This is a genomic window from Streptomyces sp. NPDC002156, assembly GCF_053593675.1.
Window position 1 is genome coordinate 70,894 of the sequence record NZ_JBSFDA010000004.1, and the last position, 14,219, is coordinate 85,112.

The following is a 14,219-nucleotide window of genomic DNA, read 5'->3' on the forward strand; positions in this document are numbered from 1 at the left end:
CGCGAGGGGGGCCGTGCGGGGCATTGATTGGTTCGGCTAAATAGGTTATCTATTTAAGCTGTACGGATGTGAGGGCAGCGGGCTCCAGGAGGCACCGTGGTCACGGTCGATGTGAAGCTGCACCAGGAGAGAGCCGAGCGAGACCTGCCGCGGCCCCGGCTCGTCATCGGCGGCAAGGACGTCACCGACGCGAGCGGTGGATTCCACGAGCACCGCAACCCTGCGACCGGCCTCGTCCAGGCGCACATCCCGCTCGCGGGCCCCACGGAGGTGGACCAGGCGGTCGCCGCCGCACGCCAGGCCTTCGAGGTGTGGGGCACCATGCGCCCCGCCGAGCGCCGCCGGCTCCTCACCCGCTTCGCCCAGCTCCTCCGCGACCACATCCCCGACTTCGCGGCCATCTGCCCGCTGGAGAACGGTGTGTGCGTCGGCGGCTGGGCGGACAACGTCGGCCCGTACGTCGCCGAGTGGACCGAGTACTACGCGGGCTGGGCCGACAAGATCGAGGGCATGGTCGGCGCGGCCTACAGCCCGCACGAGAACGTCGAGTACACCATCGCCGAGCCGTACGGCGTCATCGGCCACATCATCACCTGGAACTCGCCCGCCCTGTCACTGGCGATGAAGGTCCCGCCGTCGCTCGCCGCCGGGAACACCGTCGTCATCAAACCGGCCGAGTCCACACCGTTCTCCGCGCTGCTCTTCGCCGACCTGGCCCGTGAGGCCGGCCTCCCCGAGGGCGTCGTCAACGTCGTCACCGGACTCGGAGATGCCGGATCGGCCCTGGTCAAACACCCCGGCGTCGACAAGATCTCCTTCACCGGCGGTCCCGCCACCGCCCGCCGCATCATGGCCGACGCAGCACAGACCCTCAAGCCCGTCGTGTTCGAACTCGGCGGCAAGTCCGCCAACCTGCTCTTCGCCGACACCGACCTGGACACCGTCGTCCCGTACTGCGCGGCCTTCGCCATGAGTAACACCGGGCAGGGCTGCGCGCTGCCGACCCGCCTGCTCGTCGAGCGCCCGATCTACGACGAGGTCGTCGCGCGCGTCACCGGTGTCGTGGCCCACCTGCCTGTCGGCGACCCGCTCGACCCGACGACGTACATCGGACCCCTCATCAACGAGGCCGCCCGCGACCGCGTCCAGGGAATGATCGACAAGGCGGTCGCAGGCGGCGCGGGCCGGCTCGTCTTCGGCGGTGAACGCATCGACGCCGACGGCTACTTCGTCTCCCCGACCGTCTTCGCGGATGTCGACAACCGCAGCGACCTCGCCCAGCAGGAGATCTTCGGCCCGGTCCTGGCCATCACCCCCTTCGACACGGAGGACGAGGCCGTCGCCCTCGCCAACGACACCGAGTACGGCCTGTCCGCCTACATCCAGTCCCGTGACATCGCGCGCGTCAACCGCCTGGTGCCACGCCTGAAGGCAGGCACGGTCTACGTCAACCCGGGCCCGAACCCGATCACTTCGCCCGCGACGCCCTTCGGTGGCGTGGGCCTCAGCGGGTTCGGCCGGGAAGGCGGCAAGGCGGGTCTGGACGAGTTCATCAACGTCAAGGGCGTCGGCATCGGCCGTGCCTGACGAACCCTCACTTTCTGGAGCCAAGGCATGCACCCAGCCCGCCGCCTGACGTTCGGCGACCTCATCCGTGAACACCGAAGGTCCTTCCCCGACGGCACCGCCCTCGTCGACGGCGAAGTCCGGCTCACCTGGCCGCAGTTGGACGAGCGCACCAACCGGCTCGCACACGCCCTCGCGGACGCGGGCGTCGGCGCCGGTGACCGCGTCCTGTGGCTTGGCCAGAACTCCTTCCGGATCTGGGAGCTGCTCGGCGCCGCCGCGAAGATCGGCGCCATGGTCTGCCCCGGCTACTGGCGCTGGGCCGCGCCCGAAATGGCCTTCGCGGTCGAGGACTTCGACCCGAAGGTCGTCGTCTGGCAGGACGAGGAGATCGGCGAGACGGTCGGCAAGGCGCGGGCCGAACTGGGCAGCGACCACCGGGCGTTGTGGCTCCGGCACGACACCGAGGGACCGGACTCGTACGAAGCCTTCCTGGCCTCCGGCACGCCCGAGGAGCCGGTCGTCGCCGACGTCGACCCGGACTCCGCGCTCCTCGTCATCTACACCGCCGCGATCACCGGACGCCAGTCCGGCTCGATGCTCTCGCACCGCAATCTGCTCGCCATGGGCGTGAGCGCCGCCTGGATGGGCGACATCGGCACCGAGACGGCCTTCCTCGGCGCCGGCCCCATGTTCCACATCGGCAACTACCAGTTCTGGGGTGTCCCCGCCTTCGTCCACGGCGGCAAGAACGTGATCGTCCGCCGTGTGGTCGCCGAGGAACTGCTCCCGCTGCTGGCGGCCGAGCAGTGCACCCACGCCTATCTGATGCCGCCGACGATCGCGCAGCTGGTCGCCCTCAACAGGGAGGCGGGCCATGACCTTTCCCACCTCCGCGCGAGCGTGGCCGCGCCTCTCTGGCAGGGCACAGTGCCCACCGACACCAGCCGCTTCACCCGCAACGGCGGCGGCGAGGGCCGAGGCTACGGGCAGACCGAGGTGACCGGCTTCGCCGTGACCGGTGCCTACGGCGGCACGGGCACCGGCAACGCGGGACGCCCCGGCCCCTTCACCGCCGTACGCATCCTGAACGGCACCGGCGAGGAGTGCGCGGTCGGCGAGGCCGGCGAGATCTGCGTCCGCGGCGACCTCGTGCACCTCGGCTACTGGAACCGGCCGGAGATCAACGAGGAGCGCTTCCGCCACGGTTGGTGGCACACCACCGACCTCGGGCGGCGCGAGCCCGACGGCACGATCAGCTTCCTCGGGACGACGACCCGCATGCTCAAGTCGGCGGCCGAGAACATCTTCCCCGCCGAGGTCGAGAACTGCATCGAGTCGCACCCCGGGGTGAAGGAGGCCGCCGTGATCGGCGTCCCCAACGAGCGCTGGGCCCAGGACGTCAAGGCCGTCGTGGTGCTCCACCCGGACACCGGTGGCGGGGTCACGGCGGCGGACGTCATCGAGCACTGCCGGGCGCGGATCGCCTCGTACAAGAAGCCGAAGACGGTGGAGTTCGTCGACGCGCTGCCGCGTACGAAGGACTACGCCAAGGACTACGAGACGCTCGACGAACGCTTCGGCGGTGGCGGCTATCCCGGCGGCGACACGCTCGGCGCGGGACGGTGATGCCGTGAACGGCCGCCAGCCCGTCGTCGTCGGCGTCCACGCCACCGAGCAGGCGCTGACCCTCCCCGACCGCGACGCCATGGACCTCGCCCTCGAAGCGGTGAGCGGTGCGATCGCGGACGCCGGACTCACCCCGGCGGACGTCGACGGCGCCCAGGTCGACTGGCCCGGCCCCGGCGGCGTACCCGGCGAGGGCAGCTCCTGGGCGCGCATGCTCGGCCGGGATCTGCGCTGGACCAGTGACTCGATGCTCGACAACGCGGGCTCCCGGGGGCTGCTGAAGGCGGCGGCAGCCGTCCAGGCCGGCTTCGCGGACACCGTTGTCGTCGGCGGCTGCAAGCTGGTCGCGCGCGGCGCCGGTCCGGTCGGGGCCGGGGTGCCGCTGGAGTTCGCCGATGTGTGGGGCAGCTATGTCGTCGCCCAGTTCGCGCTGGTCGCGGCCCGGCACATGCACGAGTACGGGACGACCTCCCGCCAGCTCGCCGAGGTCGCCGCCACGATCCGCAACAACGGCACCACCAACCCGGAGGCGATGATGTACGGGCGCGGCCCGTACACCGCCGACGACGTACTCGCGTCCCGGATGGTGGCCACACCATTCCACCTGCTGGACTGCTGCATCGTCGGCGAGGGCGGCGCCGCCCTCGTGGTCACGACCGCCGAACGCGCCCGAGACCTCCCGCACCCGCCCGTCGCCGTACTGGGCGGCGGCATGGAGTACCACCAGGCCGCGTATGCCAACCCGGCCCTGCACCGGGAGGTCGGACAACTCGGCCGGGACGCCGCCACCCGCGCCTACGCCATGGCCGGCATCGGCCCCCACGACGTGGACGTCTTCTCCCTCTACGACCCCAACTCCTTCGAAGTCATACGGCAGTTGGAAGCCCTGGGGCTGTGCGGGGAGGGCGAGGGCGGGCCGTTGGCCGCCTCCGGTGCCATCGCTGTCGGCGGCAAGCATCCCGTCAATCCGGACGGCGGCTGTCTGGCGTACGCGTGGAACGGCACCCAGCAGATGACGCTCAAAGTCGTCGAGGCCGTACGGCAGTTGCGCGGCACCGCCGTGCACCAGGTCGAGGGCGCGGAGCTGGCCGTCGTCGGCAACGCCGGATCAGGGGCGCAGCACTACGAGATGAGCGTCCTCGGGAGGATGCGATGAGCCGGCCCGTACCCGTCCCCACGGAGCTGTCCCGGCCCTTCTGGGACGCGGCGCGGCGCGGTGACCTGGTCGTCCCGCACTGCCCGAGCTGCGGACTGCGTTTCTTCGTGCCCGAGCCGGCCTGCCCGGGCTGCATGGCGCGGGACTGGCGGTACATGCCGAGCGCGGGCCGGGGGACCGTCTACTCGGTGACCATCGTCCACCGTGCGCCGGGTCCCGGGTTCGACACGCCCTTCGCGCTGGCGGTGGTCGACCTGGACGACGGAGGCACGCTGCTGACCCACGTCGACGCAGGCGAACCGAACAGCGTGGCCATTGGGATGCGGGTCCGAGTGGACTTCCGGGCGCTCACCGACGAGATTGCACTGCCGTACTTCGTACCGGACGCGGGTGACTGAAGGAGATGGACGCAGTGGCGAACACGCCGGTACGGGTCCCCAAGATGGCCGAGCTGGTCGCGGCACAACTGCGCCGCAAGATCGTGCGCGGCGAATTGGCCGAGGGGGAGGCGCTGCCCGCCGAGACGGCACTGATGGCGGAGTTCGCCGTGTCCCGGCCCACGCTGCGCGAGGCGTTCCGGGTGCTGGAGTCGGAGTCGCTGATCAGCGTACGCAGGGGCGCCCGGGGCGGGGCACGCGTGCAGACCCCGGAAGGCACGGTCGCCGCCCGCTACGCCGGGGTCGTCCTCGAATACCGGGGCACGACCCTCAAGGACGTGTACGACGCCCGCACGGTGATCGAGGCCCCGTGCGCCGGGCTGCTGGCCGAGCGCCGCACGGACGAGGACCTGGAGCGGCTGCGGGCCGCCGTCGCCGAGGCCGAGACGCTCATGGACGACCCGTCGGCGTTCATCCGCGCCCATATGGAGTTCCACGCCCTCGTCGTCGAACTGGCGGGCAACGAGACCCTCGGCGTCCTCAACGGCATGGTCCGCCACATCATCGACCAGGCGAACTGGTCTCACGTAGACCTCGACGCCGGCAGCCCCGAAAACATCCGCGCCAACCGCCGAGGCTTCCGAGCCCACGGCGCACTCGTCGACCTGGTGGCCGCCCGCCGCACGGAGGCCGCCGAGGAACTGTGGCGCGTACACCTCCAGGAGGCCGAGGACTACCTCCTGCAGAACAGATCCATGACGACGGTCCTGGACCTACTTGGATGAGGGGGCGCCCCAAGGGGCGCCCCAAAGGGGCGCGGGGAACTGCGCGACCAGCCACGACGGCGCAGCAGATGACCAACGGCCTCAACATGCCCCTCAGCCACCCTCGCGCAACTCCCGCACAATCGGCTCCCAAACCTCCGCGTCGATCTCATACGCGGTATAGAACGACACCCGATCCACCAACGCCCCGTACCGCCGCCGAATCTCCCCCGCAACCCCCTCCGGCTCCGCCACCACCGCAAACGTCCGCAGCACCTCGTCAGAGACAAGCCCACTCATCACCTCCCATTTGTCCTCCCGCCGGGACGTGGACAACGCGTGCAACTCGTCCCCGAGTTCACCCCACCCGTGCAGCTCCAGCACCCCGCGATAGGCGGGAGTGCTGCCGTAGAAGGCGATCTGGGCCCGGGTGCCGTCGATCGCGCGGGCCATCTCCTCCTCCGTACGGCCGGTCGCGGTCAGCAGCAGATGGGACACGGAGAAGTCGCTGCGCGTACGGCCGGACGCGGCCAGCCCCGCCCCGACGGTCGGCAGCGTCACCTCCCGCAGATACCGCTCGGTGGTGAAGCCGTGCGCGAGGAGCCCGTCGGCGACCTCGCCCGCCACCCGGGTCATCGCCTCGCCGACCGCCGCCACGAACACCTTGGGTGGGCCGCCCGGCGCGGGCGGCGGAGAGAAGAACGGCGACATCAGGGTGTGCGAGTAGAAGTCGCCGCGGAAGTCGAGCTTCTCGCCCTCGTTCCAGGCGGCCCAGATGGCGTGCAGCGCGCTCACGTACTCCCGCATCCGCGCCGCGGGCCGGCTCCACGGCATGTCGAAGCGCCGCTCGATGTGCGGTTTGATCTGGCTGCCGAGGCCGAGCGAGAACCGTCCGCCCGCGTAGGTCTGCAAGTCGTGTGCGGTGTACGCGAGTTGCATGGGGGAGCGGGCGAAGGCCACCGCGATGGCGGTGCCGACCTCAAGACGGTCGGTGTGTTCGGCCGCCAGCACCAGCGGCAGGAAGGGGTCGTGCTTGGACTCGGACGCCCACAGACCGTCGTAGCCGGCCTTCTCGTGGTGGCGGGCCTCCTCGACCACCTCGGCGGTGCCCCAGACATTGAGCTTGCCGTCGACCTTCATGCCGCTCCCTCTCCTGTTCCTGTGCTCATGCGCTCATGCCGATGCGTCGCGCCAGCAGCTCCCGGTGGAACGCCGGATCGCCGAACAGCAACTGTGATGTCTTGGCCCGCTTCAGATACAGATGGGCCGGGTGTTCCCAGGTGAAGCCGATGCCCCCATGGACCTGGATGTTCTCCGCCGTCGCCTGCAGACAGGCGTCGGAGCAGAAGGCCTTGGCCAGGCTCGCCACGGCGGGCAGTTCCGGGTCATCGTCGTGGGCGGCGAGCAGCGCGTAGTGCGCGGCTGCACGCGCTGACTCCACCTCCAGGAGGACGCCGGCCAGCAGATGCTTCACGGCCTGGAAGGAGCCGATGGGCCGCCCGAACTGGTGGCGCACCTTGGCGTACTCCACCGCCATGTCGAGCGCCCGGGAGGCCACGCCGACCTGCTCGGCGGCCAGCGCCACCGCGGCCCGGTCGAGCACCTCGGCCACCAGGTCCCAGCCGTCGCCGTGCGTACGCAGCCGGGTCGCCGGCACGTCGTGATAGTCGAGGCGCGCCTGCCTGCGGGTCGTGTCCATCGTGGGCAGCGGCTCACGGGTCAGACCGGCCGCGTCGCCGTCCACGACGAAGACGCCGATGCCGTCGCCGATGCCGTCATCGGTACGGGCGACGGTGAGGACGACATCGGCGGTGGCGCCGTCGAGGACGAACATCTTCTGCCCGGTCAGCAGCCAACTCCCGCTGCTCTCACGGGCGGTGAGGCCGACCCCCGCCGCGTCCCAGCGGGCGGAGTCCTCGGTCAGGGCCAGCGTCCCGACGAGTTCACCGGAGGCCAGGCCCGGCAGGAGGCTCTTGCGGGCGTCCTCGTCGGCGGAGCGCAGCAGCGTGGTCGTGGCGAGCACCGCAGAGGACAGGAACGGTGCGCACAGCAGCGCACGGCCCGTCTCCTCCATGACCACGCCCACTTCGACCGGCCCGCACCCGGCACCGCCGTACTCCTCCGGCACCGCCAGCCCCTGAAGCCCCAGCTCGGACCCCATCCGGCGCCACAGCGCCGGGTCGAAGCCCTCCGGGGTCTCCATCAGCCGCCGCACCTCGGTCTCCGGCGAGGTGTCCGCCAGGAACGCCCTTACCGTGCGCCCCAGTTCGGCCTGCTCCTCGCTGAACGCGAAGTCCATGCCTCAGCCCTCCCCACCGGCTCGGCGACCGGCACGGGACGCGATGATCTTCTCGACGACGGCGATGTGGTCCGGTGAGTGCATGCTGTCCCGCTCGGCGAGCAGCGCCGGTTCCAGTACGGTCGCGAGCGCCTGCTCCAGATGCAGGTTCACCGCGCGCTTGGTCTCGCGCAGTGCCTGCGTGGGCAGCGCGGCCAGCCGTCCGGCGAGGTCCATGGCCTCGTCCAGGAGCTTGTCCTTCGGTACGGCACGGTTGGCGATGCCCAGCCGGACCGCGTCCTCGGCGCTCACCCGGTCGCCGAGGAACAGCAGCTCCTTCGCCCGGGTCAGCCCGACCAGCAGGGGCAGTACGAGGGTTCCGCCGTCGCCCGCGACGAGCCCGACCTGGACATGCGGGTCGGCGATGTAGGCGTCGTCGGCGATCAGTACGAGGTCGCTGAGCAGGGCCAGACTGCAGCCGAGGCCGACGGCGGGCCCGTTCACGGCCGCGATCACCGGCAGCGGGCAGCGGACCATGCCGGTGATGATCCGCCGGGCCTCGTCGACGTTCTGCTCCCGGAAGGCCCGGTCGCGCTGGACCCGGGTCATGATGTCGAAGTTGCCGCCCGCACTGAACGCCCGCCCGCGCCCGGTGAGCACGATGACCCGTGCCTCGGGATCGTCGGCGACCGTCTCCCAGACCGACGCGAGACCGGAGTGCAACTCCTCGCTCATCGAGTTGAGTTGGTCCGGCCGGTTCAGCTCGATCAGCCGGACCGGTCCATGGGACGTCACCACCAGATCCGCCATGTCCACACCCACCGCCGCAATCCCAGAATGAGTCAGTAGAGTTGAATGGTATAACTAATTAAGCTCGCGGGGAACCGGTCGTGGAAGTGACGAGGCTGACGGAGGGCACGAATGCCGGAGCAGAAGTACGAGACCGTGCGGGCCGAGGTGGCGGACCGGATCCTCACCGTCACACTGAACCGCCCCGAGAGGCTCAACGCCTTCAACCCCCGGATGATGGCCGACCTGCTCGACGTCCTGGACGCGGCCGACGCCGACGACGACATACGGGTGGTCGTGGTGACCGGCGCCGGGCGCGGGTTCTGCGCGGGCGCCGATGTCAGCTCCGGCGGTACGTCCTTCGACCACCGCAAGGCCGGCGCCTGGCACCGGGACACCGGCGGCCGGGTCGCGCTGCGGATCTTCTCCAGTACGAAGCCGGTCATCGCGGCGGTCAACGGCCCGGCGGCGGGTGTCGGGGCCAGTATGACCCTGCCCATGGACATCCGGCTGGCGTCGACCTCGGCGAAGTTCGGGTTCGTCTTCGCGCGCCGTGGCATCGTGCCGGAGTCGGCGGCGAGCTGGTTCCTGCCCAGGGCCGTCGGGATGCAGCGAGCCATGGAATGGGTGGCGACAGGCCGCGTCTTCGGCCCCGACGAAGCCCTCGCCGCCGGCCTGGTCCGCTCCGTGCACCCGCCCGAGGACCTGCTGCCGGCGGCGTACGAACTGGCCCGGGAGATCGCCGAGAACACCTCCGCGATCTCGGTCGCCCTCTCCCGCCAGATGATGTGGCGGATGCTCGGCGAGCCCCACCCGATGGCCGCGCACCGGCTCGACTCGCGGATCATGAGTCAGATCGGCGGCGGCCCCGACCCCGTGGAGGGCGTCGAGTCGTTCCTCGCCAAGCGGCCGCCCGCCTTCCCGGGCCGGGTCGGCAAGGACATGCCGCCGGTCTACCCCTGGTGGCAGGAAGAGGAGTTCCGGCCCTTCGGGCAGTCGCTGGAGCAGGGGGACCGATGACGACGTTCGACTACATCGTGGTGGGCGCCGGTTCAGCGGGTTGCGTACTCGCCAACCGTCTCTCCGAGGACCCCCGGACGTCCGTGCTGCTGATCGAGGCGGGCGGCAGGGACAGCACCCCGCTGATCAGGATGCCCAAGGGCTTCGGCAAGCTCCTGGGCGATCCCCGGTTCGCCTGGCACTACCCGGTCGAGCCGGTGGGCCCGACCCGGAGGGTCGAACACTGGGTGCGGGGCAGGACGCTCGGCGGATCCAGCTCGGTCAACGGCATGGTCTACAACCGCGGTGACCGTGCCGACTACGACGAACTGGAGCGGCTCGGCAATCCCGGCTGGGGCTGGGACACGATGCTGCCGGTCTTCCGGCGGATCGAGGACAACGCCCTCGGTGCCTGCGAACTCCGGGGCGCGGGCGGCCCGTTGCACATCTCGACCGCCCGGCGGCCGGAGCCGCTGTGCGAGGAGGTGATCGCCGCCGGGACCGCACTCGGCTGGCGCCGCACCGACGACCTCAACGCGAGCGACGACGAACGCGTCGGCTACGCCATGGCCACCATCAGGAACGGGCAGCGGTTCAGTGCCGCCCGAGCCTTCCTGCACCCCGTCGCGAAGCGGCCGAATCTCACCGTGTCGGTGGACACCCTCGTGACGAGAGTCCTGACGGACAAGGGCAGGGCCGTCGGCGTGAGCACCCGCAGCGGAGGCCGGGAAGTCGCCGTGAGGGCCCGACGCGAGGTGATCCTCTCCGCCGGCAGCATCGCCACGCCCAAGATCCTCCAGCTCTCGGGCATCGGCCCGGCCGAGACATTGAAGTCGGCGGGCGTCGACGTCCTGGTCGACAGTCCGCACGTCGGCGGCAGGATGCGCGAGCACCGGTGTTTCGTCATCCAGTACCGGTTGAAGGACGACCTCGGCTACAACAAGGCCCTGAGTACCCCGCTGCGCCAGGGCCTGTCGGGAGTGAAGTACCTGGCGACCCGCCGTGGACCGCTGGCCGCCCCCGCCTTCGACGTCATCGCCTTCTTCAAGACCCGCCCCGAACTGGCCCGCCCGGACGCCCAGTTGCTGATCGCCCCGGTGTCCCTGATGCCGGAGGTCCCCGGCAAGGAGACCGGAGTCGAGCGCGAGCCCGGTGTGATGGGCCTCGGCTACGTCCTGCGTCCCACCGCCGAAGGAAGCCTGCACATCACCTCGGCCGACCCCGAAGCACCCCTCACGATCACGCCGAACTACTACGCCACCGATCACGACCGCGCCGTGGGCACCGCCCTCTTCCGCAGGATGCGGGACCTGTTCGAGACCGGGCCGATCGCCGACCGGATCACGGCCGAGACCCTTCCGGGCCCCGCCGTACACGAGGACCAGGAGATCATCGACGCGGGCCTGGAGCACGGGCGCTGCGGCTACCACGCCGTCGGAACCTGCGCCATGGGCCCGGCCGAGGACGACGTCGTCGACCCCGAGCTGCGGGTACGCGGCGTCGAAGGCCTGCGGGTCGTGGACTGCTCGGTCATGCCCACCATGGTCTCCGGGAACCTGAACGCACCGATCATGGCCATGGCCTGGCGGGCGTCCGACCTCATCCTCGGGGTGGCCTGAGTCCTGTGGGCGACGTGATCCCGGGCGGCCCGACCACGGGCCGGCGCGACGGTACGGGCCGACGAGATCTGGCTGAAACATTGTCGTAGTTTCCGTGAAGTGTTAGCGTCCGCCCGGCGGGCATTCAGTTGAATGCGCTGAACCATTCACCGCTGGACGGTAACCATGAGCGATGGTTTCCTGCACGAATCCCTCCGCGATGTCGACTGGGGGGTCGCCACCGCTGACACTCTCGCGGCCCCACCGCCGCACCCCGCCGAGCAGGCCGGTCACTTCCGGCAGTGGACCGACGACATCCGGCACCTGACCGGCGTCGCGGCCGACACGCACCGTATGGTCGCGGGCTGGCCGCAGCTCCAGCCCGACGGCCCCGGCGGCTGGGACCGGGCCGCCCTGGACCGCTGCGACCGCGCGCTCGACTCCCTCCTCGCACAGGGCACGCGGCCGAGCCTCACCCTGTTCGACCGCACACTGCCGCCCTGGCTGGACGTGGCGGGCGGCTGGCTCGCCCGCGACACCGCCGAGCACTTCGCCGCGTACGCCGCCGAACTGGGTCGGCGCTTCGGCGACCGGGTGGAACGCTGGATCACTTCCACCGACCTGGCCGGGCCCACCCTCGCCGACCATGTGGCCGGAATGTACACACCGGGCCGGGGCATCGGCCGCGCGGGCTTGTCCGCCGTCCACCACATCCTGCTCGCCAACGGCCTCGCCACCCAGGCCCTCAGGGCCGTCGGCGCGAGCGGCCGGATCGGCACCACGATCACCCTCGTCGGCGGCTACGCGGCCACCGACGACCCCTACGACAGGCTCGCCCTGGAGCGACTGGAGAGCTGGACCAACCGTCTCTTCCTCGACCCCCTGCTGCTCGGCGAGCACATGGTGACCGAGGACGACATCTCACCGGTGACGGCCACCGGCTGTGTACGCCCCGGCGACCTGGAGATCATCGCCACCGCACAGGACCTGCTGGCCCTGTCCTGGCACACCCCGTTCCGTGTCACCGCACCCGAGAACCTGCCCCGCGTGCTCCCGGCCGCGCACTGCCGCAGCGCCCTCAACGAGGTGAACCGCCTGCTCATGGGCCTCGGCTTCGCGATCGTCCCCTTCGAGGACGTGGAGACCACCGCCTACGGCTGGCCGATCATCCCCGAAGGACTCGCCGACGCCGTCGCGGGCCTCTACGACCTCTACGGCGACCTGCTGCCACCGCTCTCAGTCGTGGACAACGGCATGGGCGACCTCGACCTCGTCGACGGCACCGGACACAGCGACGACACCCGCCGCCGGACCCTGCTCCGCGCCCGGCTCTCCTGGCTGTCGGGACTCGTCGCGGCCGGGGTGGACGTGTGCGGCTACGAGTACTGGTCGGTCCTCGACAACCTGGAGGCCAAGTTCCGCTACACCCGCCTCTATGCGATGGCGGTCCCGGACCACGAGCCCGGGCCGCGTCCCCCGATGCCCGCCGACTGGCTGCACGACGGCGCCTTCGCCGACGCAGCCGCACCCGAGACGGGCGGCGCGGCCGGGCTGCGTCTGGTACCGGCCGACCCCCGGGCTCAGGGCGCCGGGGCCTCGTAGTCCCTGCCCCGGATCAGCCGGACCGGCGTGTAGACGAGCACTTCCTCGTCCCGCTGGTTGCGCACGCCGATCCGGCTGGTCACCACACCGCGGCCGGGCCTGCTGGAGGCCCGGGAGCCCGTGGTTTCGACGATGGCGTAGAGGGTGTCGCCGACGTACACCGGCCCCTGGACCGTGAGTTCCATGTGCAGGAAGGCAAGTCCCGTGCCGTGCAGCACGTTCGTCTGGAGGACGAGCCCTTCGGCGATGCAGTACGTCAGCGCCCCTGGGACCAGCCGCCCGGTGTAGCCGCCGTCCGCCGCGTGCGAGGCGTCCCAGAAGAGGGGCTCGTTGAAGCCGCCCCAGGTGACGAAGTTGACGAGATCCGTCTCCGTGACGGTACGGCGGGCGGTCCGGAAGACCTGACCCACCGGCATCTCCTCGTAGGTCAACCCCCGTACCAGCGGGGGGACTTCGGTGATGGTCTGCTCCGGCGACATGAACGGTTCCTCTCGTACGGGTGGACGCGGGTGGTGGTCACAGGTCGAGCGGGTGCTTGCCGGCCACGCCCTCGAAGTCCGGGGTGCGCTTGTCGCGGTGGGCGGCGAGCCCCTCGACGACCTCGTGGCCCGCGAAACCGAAGAACTCCAGCCCGAGCGAGGCCTCGAAGATCGGCTGCGCGGTGCGGTACCAGTGGTTGAGGGACCGCTTGGTCCAGCTGATGGCGCTGGCCGGCCCGGCGGCCAGGGCGGTCGCCACCCGCAGGCCCTCCGCGTGCACGTCCGCGTCGTCCACGCATTTCGACACCAGCCCGATCCGCTCGGCTTCCTCGCCGGTGAGCGTCTCGCAGGTCAGCAGGTAGTACTTGGCCTTGGCCATACCGCACAGCAGCGGCCAGCAGATGGCGGCATGGTCGCCGGCCGCGACCCCGAGCCGCGTGTGCCCGTCGACGATCTTCGCCGTACGGGCGGCGATGGAGATGTCCGCCAGCATGCCGATGACCAGCCCCGCACCGACCGCCGGGCCATGGATCGCGGAGACCACCGGCTTCGAGCAGTTGATCACGCCGTAGACCATGTCCCGGGCCTCGCGCATCACCCGGGCACGCACCGCGTACTCCTCGGTCATGGCCTCGATGGAGTCGAAGGTGCCACCTGCCGAGAACGCCCTGCCCGCCCCCTGGACCAGCACCGCACGGGTCTGTTCGTCCCGGTCGACGACCGGCCAGATCTCGGCCAGCTCGCTGTGCATGCGCGGATCCACGGCGTTGAGGTTCGGGGCGTCGAGCACGATCTGGAGCACGCCGGGCGCGGGCCGCTCGAAGGTCAGGCTCGTGAACGGGGCGTAGGGATCGGTCACGTCGCGCTCCTGGTGTATTCAGTGCGGATACTATAATTATCTAACTGTATCGAGGGATGGGCGGCAAGCAGCCCGCATGTGACATCGCACCGCATGTGACATCGCACAGGGAAGCACTGCACC

13 protein-coding genes are annotated in these 14,219 nt (G+C 70.6%); 8 read left to right on the top strand and 5 right to left on the bottom strand.

The window, feature by feature from the left end; translation table 11 throughout:
- Nucleotides 1-96: 96 nt before the first annotated feature.
- From ACWCRB_RS03395 to ACWCRB_RS03415, 5 genes are read left to right on the top strand one after another with little or no spacing between them, the layout of a single operon-like run.
- Nucleotides 97-1,587: an aldehyde dehydrogenase family protein gene (locus tag ACWCRB_RS03395; RefSeq protein ID WP_450994399.1), complete on the top strand. Its 1,491-nt coding sequence runs from the start codon at nucleotides 97-99 to the stop codon at nucleotides 1,585-1,587.
- Between the two features lie 27 nt (nucleotides 1,588-1,614).
- Nucleotides 1,615-3,195 (top strand): AMP-binding protein, encoded by a 1,581-nt coding sequence (locus tag ACWCRB_RS03400; RefSeq protein WP_450994400.1) that lies wholly within the window; start codon nucleotides 1,615-1,617, stop codon nucleotides 3,193-3,195.
- 4 nt (nucleotides 3,196-3,199) lie between these two features.
- Nucleotides 3,200-4,351 (top strand): thiolase family protein, encoded by a 1,152-nt coding sequence (locus tag ACWCRB_RS03405; RefSeq protein WP_450994401.1) that lies wholly within the window; start codon nucleotides 3,200-3,202, stop codon nucleotides 4,349-4,351.
- Nucleotides 4,348-4,749, top strand: a complete 402-nt coding sequence (locus ACWCRB_RS03410) for a Zn-ribbon domain-containing OB-fold protein (protein WP_450994402.1) — start codon at nucleotides 4,348-4,350, stop codon at nucleotides 4,747-4,749. Before ACWCRB_RS03405 ends, ACWCRB_RS03410 begins: the two co-directional genes overlap by 4 nt.
- 5 nt (nucleotides 4,750-4,754) lie before the next feature.
- Nucleotides 4,755-5,513: a FadR/GntR family transcriptional regulator gene (locus ACWCRB_RS03415; protein WP_450994403.1), complete on the top strand. Its 759-nt coding sequence runs from the start codon at nucleotides 4,755-4,757 to the stop codon at nucleotides 5,511-5,513.
- Nucleotides 5,514-5,606: 93 nt separating this feature from the next.
- Here ACWCRB_RS03415 and ACWCRB_RS03420 read toward each other — a convergent pair whose 3' ends face one another.
- From ACWCRB_RS03420 to ACWCRB_RS03430, 3 genes are read right to left on the bottom strand one after another with little or no spacing between them, the layout of a single operon-like run.
- Nucleotides 5,607-6,632, bottom strand: a complete 1,026-nt coding sequence (locus ACWCRB_RS03420) for a TIGR03617 family F420-dependent LLM class oxidoreductase (RefSeq protein ID WP_450994404.1) — start codon at nucleotides 6,630-6,632, stop codon at nucleotides 5,607-5,609.
- 25 nt (nucleotides 6,633-6,657) lie between these two features.
- On the bottom strand, nucleotides 6,658-7,791 hold the full coding sequence (locus tag ACWCRB_RS03425; protein WP_450994405.1) for an acyl-CoA dehydrogenase family protein: 1,134 nt from the start codon (nucleotides 7,789-7,791) through the stop codon (nucleotides 6,658-6,660).
- A 3-nt stretch (nucleotides 7,792-7,794) separates the two neighbouring features.
- Nucleotides 7,795-8,580, bottom strand: a complete 786-nt coding sequence (locus tag ACWCRB_RS03430) for an enoyl-CoA hydratase/isomerase family protein (RefSeq protein ID WP_450994406.1) — start codon at nucleotides 8,578-8,580, stop codon at nucleotides 7,795-7,797.
- 111 nt (nucleotides 8,581-8,691) lie between these two features.
- On the opposite strand from ACWCRB_RS03430, the gene ACWCRB_RS03435 reads away from it, so the two are divergent.
- The 3 genes from ACWCRB_RS03435 (at nucleotide 8,692) to ACWCRB_RS03445 (ending at nucleotide 12,758) form a co-directional block, all read left to right on the top strand.
- Nucleotides 8,692-9,579 (top strand): crotonase/enoyl-CoA hydratase family protein, encoded by an 888-nt coding sequence (locus ACWCRB_RS03435; RefSeq protein ID WP_450994407.1) that lies wholly within the window; start codon nucleotides 8,692-8,694, stop codon nucleotides 9,577-9,579.
- A complete protein-coding gene (locus ACWCRB_RS03440; protein WP_450994408.1) occupies nucleotides 9,576-11,177 on the top strand; it encodes a GMC family oxidoreductase in 1,602 nt (533 codons plus the stop codon). Before ACWCRB_RS03435 ends, ACWCRB_RS03440 begins: the two co-directional genes overlap by 4 nt.
- A gap of 165 nt (nucleotides 11,178-11,342) precedes the next feature.
- Nucleotides 11,343-12,758 carry a family 1 glycosylhydrolase gene (locus ACWCRB_RS03445; RefSeq protein WP_450994409.1) on the top strand — a complete coding sequence of 472 codons (1,416 nt, stop codon included), beginning with the start codon at nucleotides 11,343-11,345 and terminating at the stop codon, nucleotides 12,756-12,758.
- Here ACWCRB_RS03445 and ACWCRB_RS03450 read toward each other — a convergent pair.
- The gene (locus ACWCRB_RS03450; RefSeq protein ID WP_450994410.1) at nucleotides 12,737-13,237 is read right to left on the bottom strand and encodes a MaoC/PaaZ C-terminal domain-containing protein; all 501 of its coding nucleotides are present in this window, start codon (nucleotides 13,235-13,237) and stop codon (nucleotides 12,737-12,739) included. The genes ACWCRB_RS03445 and ACWCRB_RS03450 overlap by 22 nt on opposite strands.
- Before the next feature lie 37 nt (nucleotides 13,238-13,274).
- A complete protein-coding gene (locus ACWCRB_RS03455; RefSeq protein WP_450994411.1) occupies nucleotides 13,275-14,096 on the bottom strand; it encodes an enoyl-CoA hydratase/isomerase family protein in 822 nt (273 codons plus the stop codon).
- Between the last annotated feature and the right edge of the window lie 123 nt (nucleotides 14,097-14,219).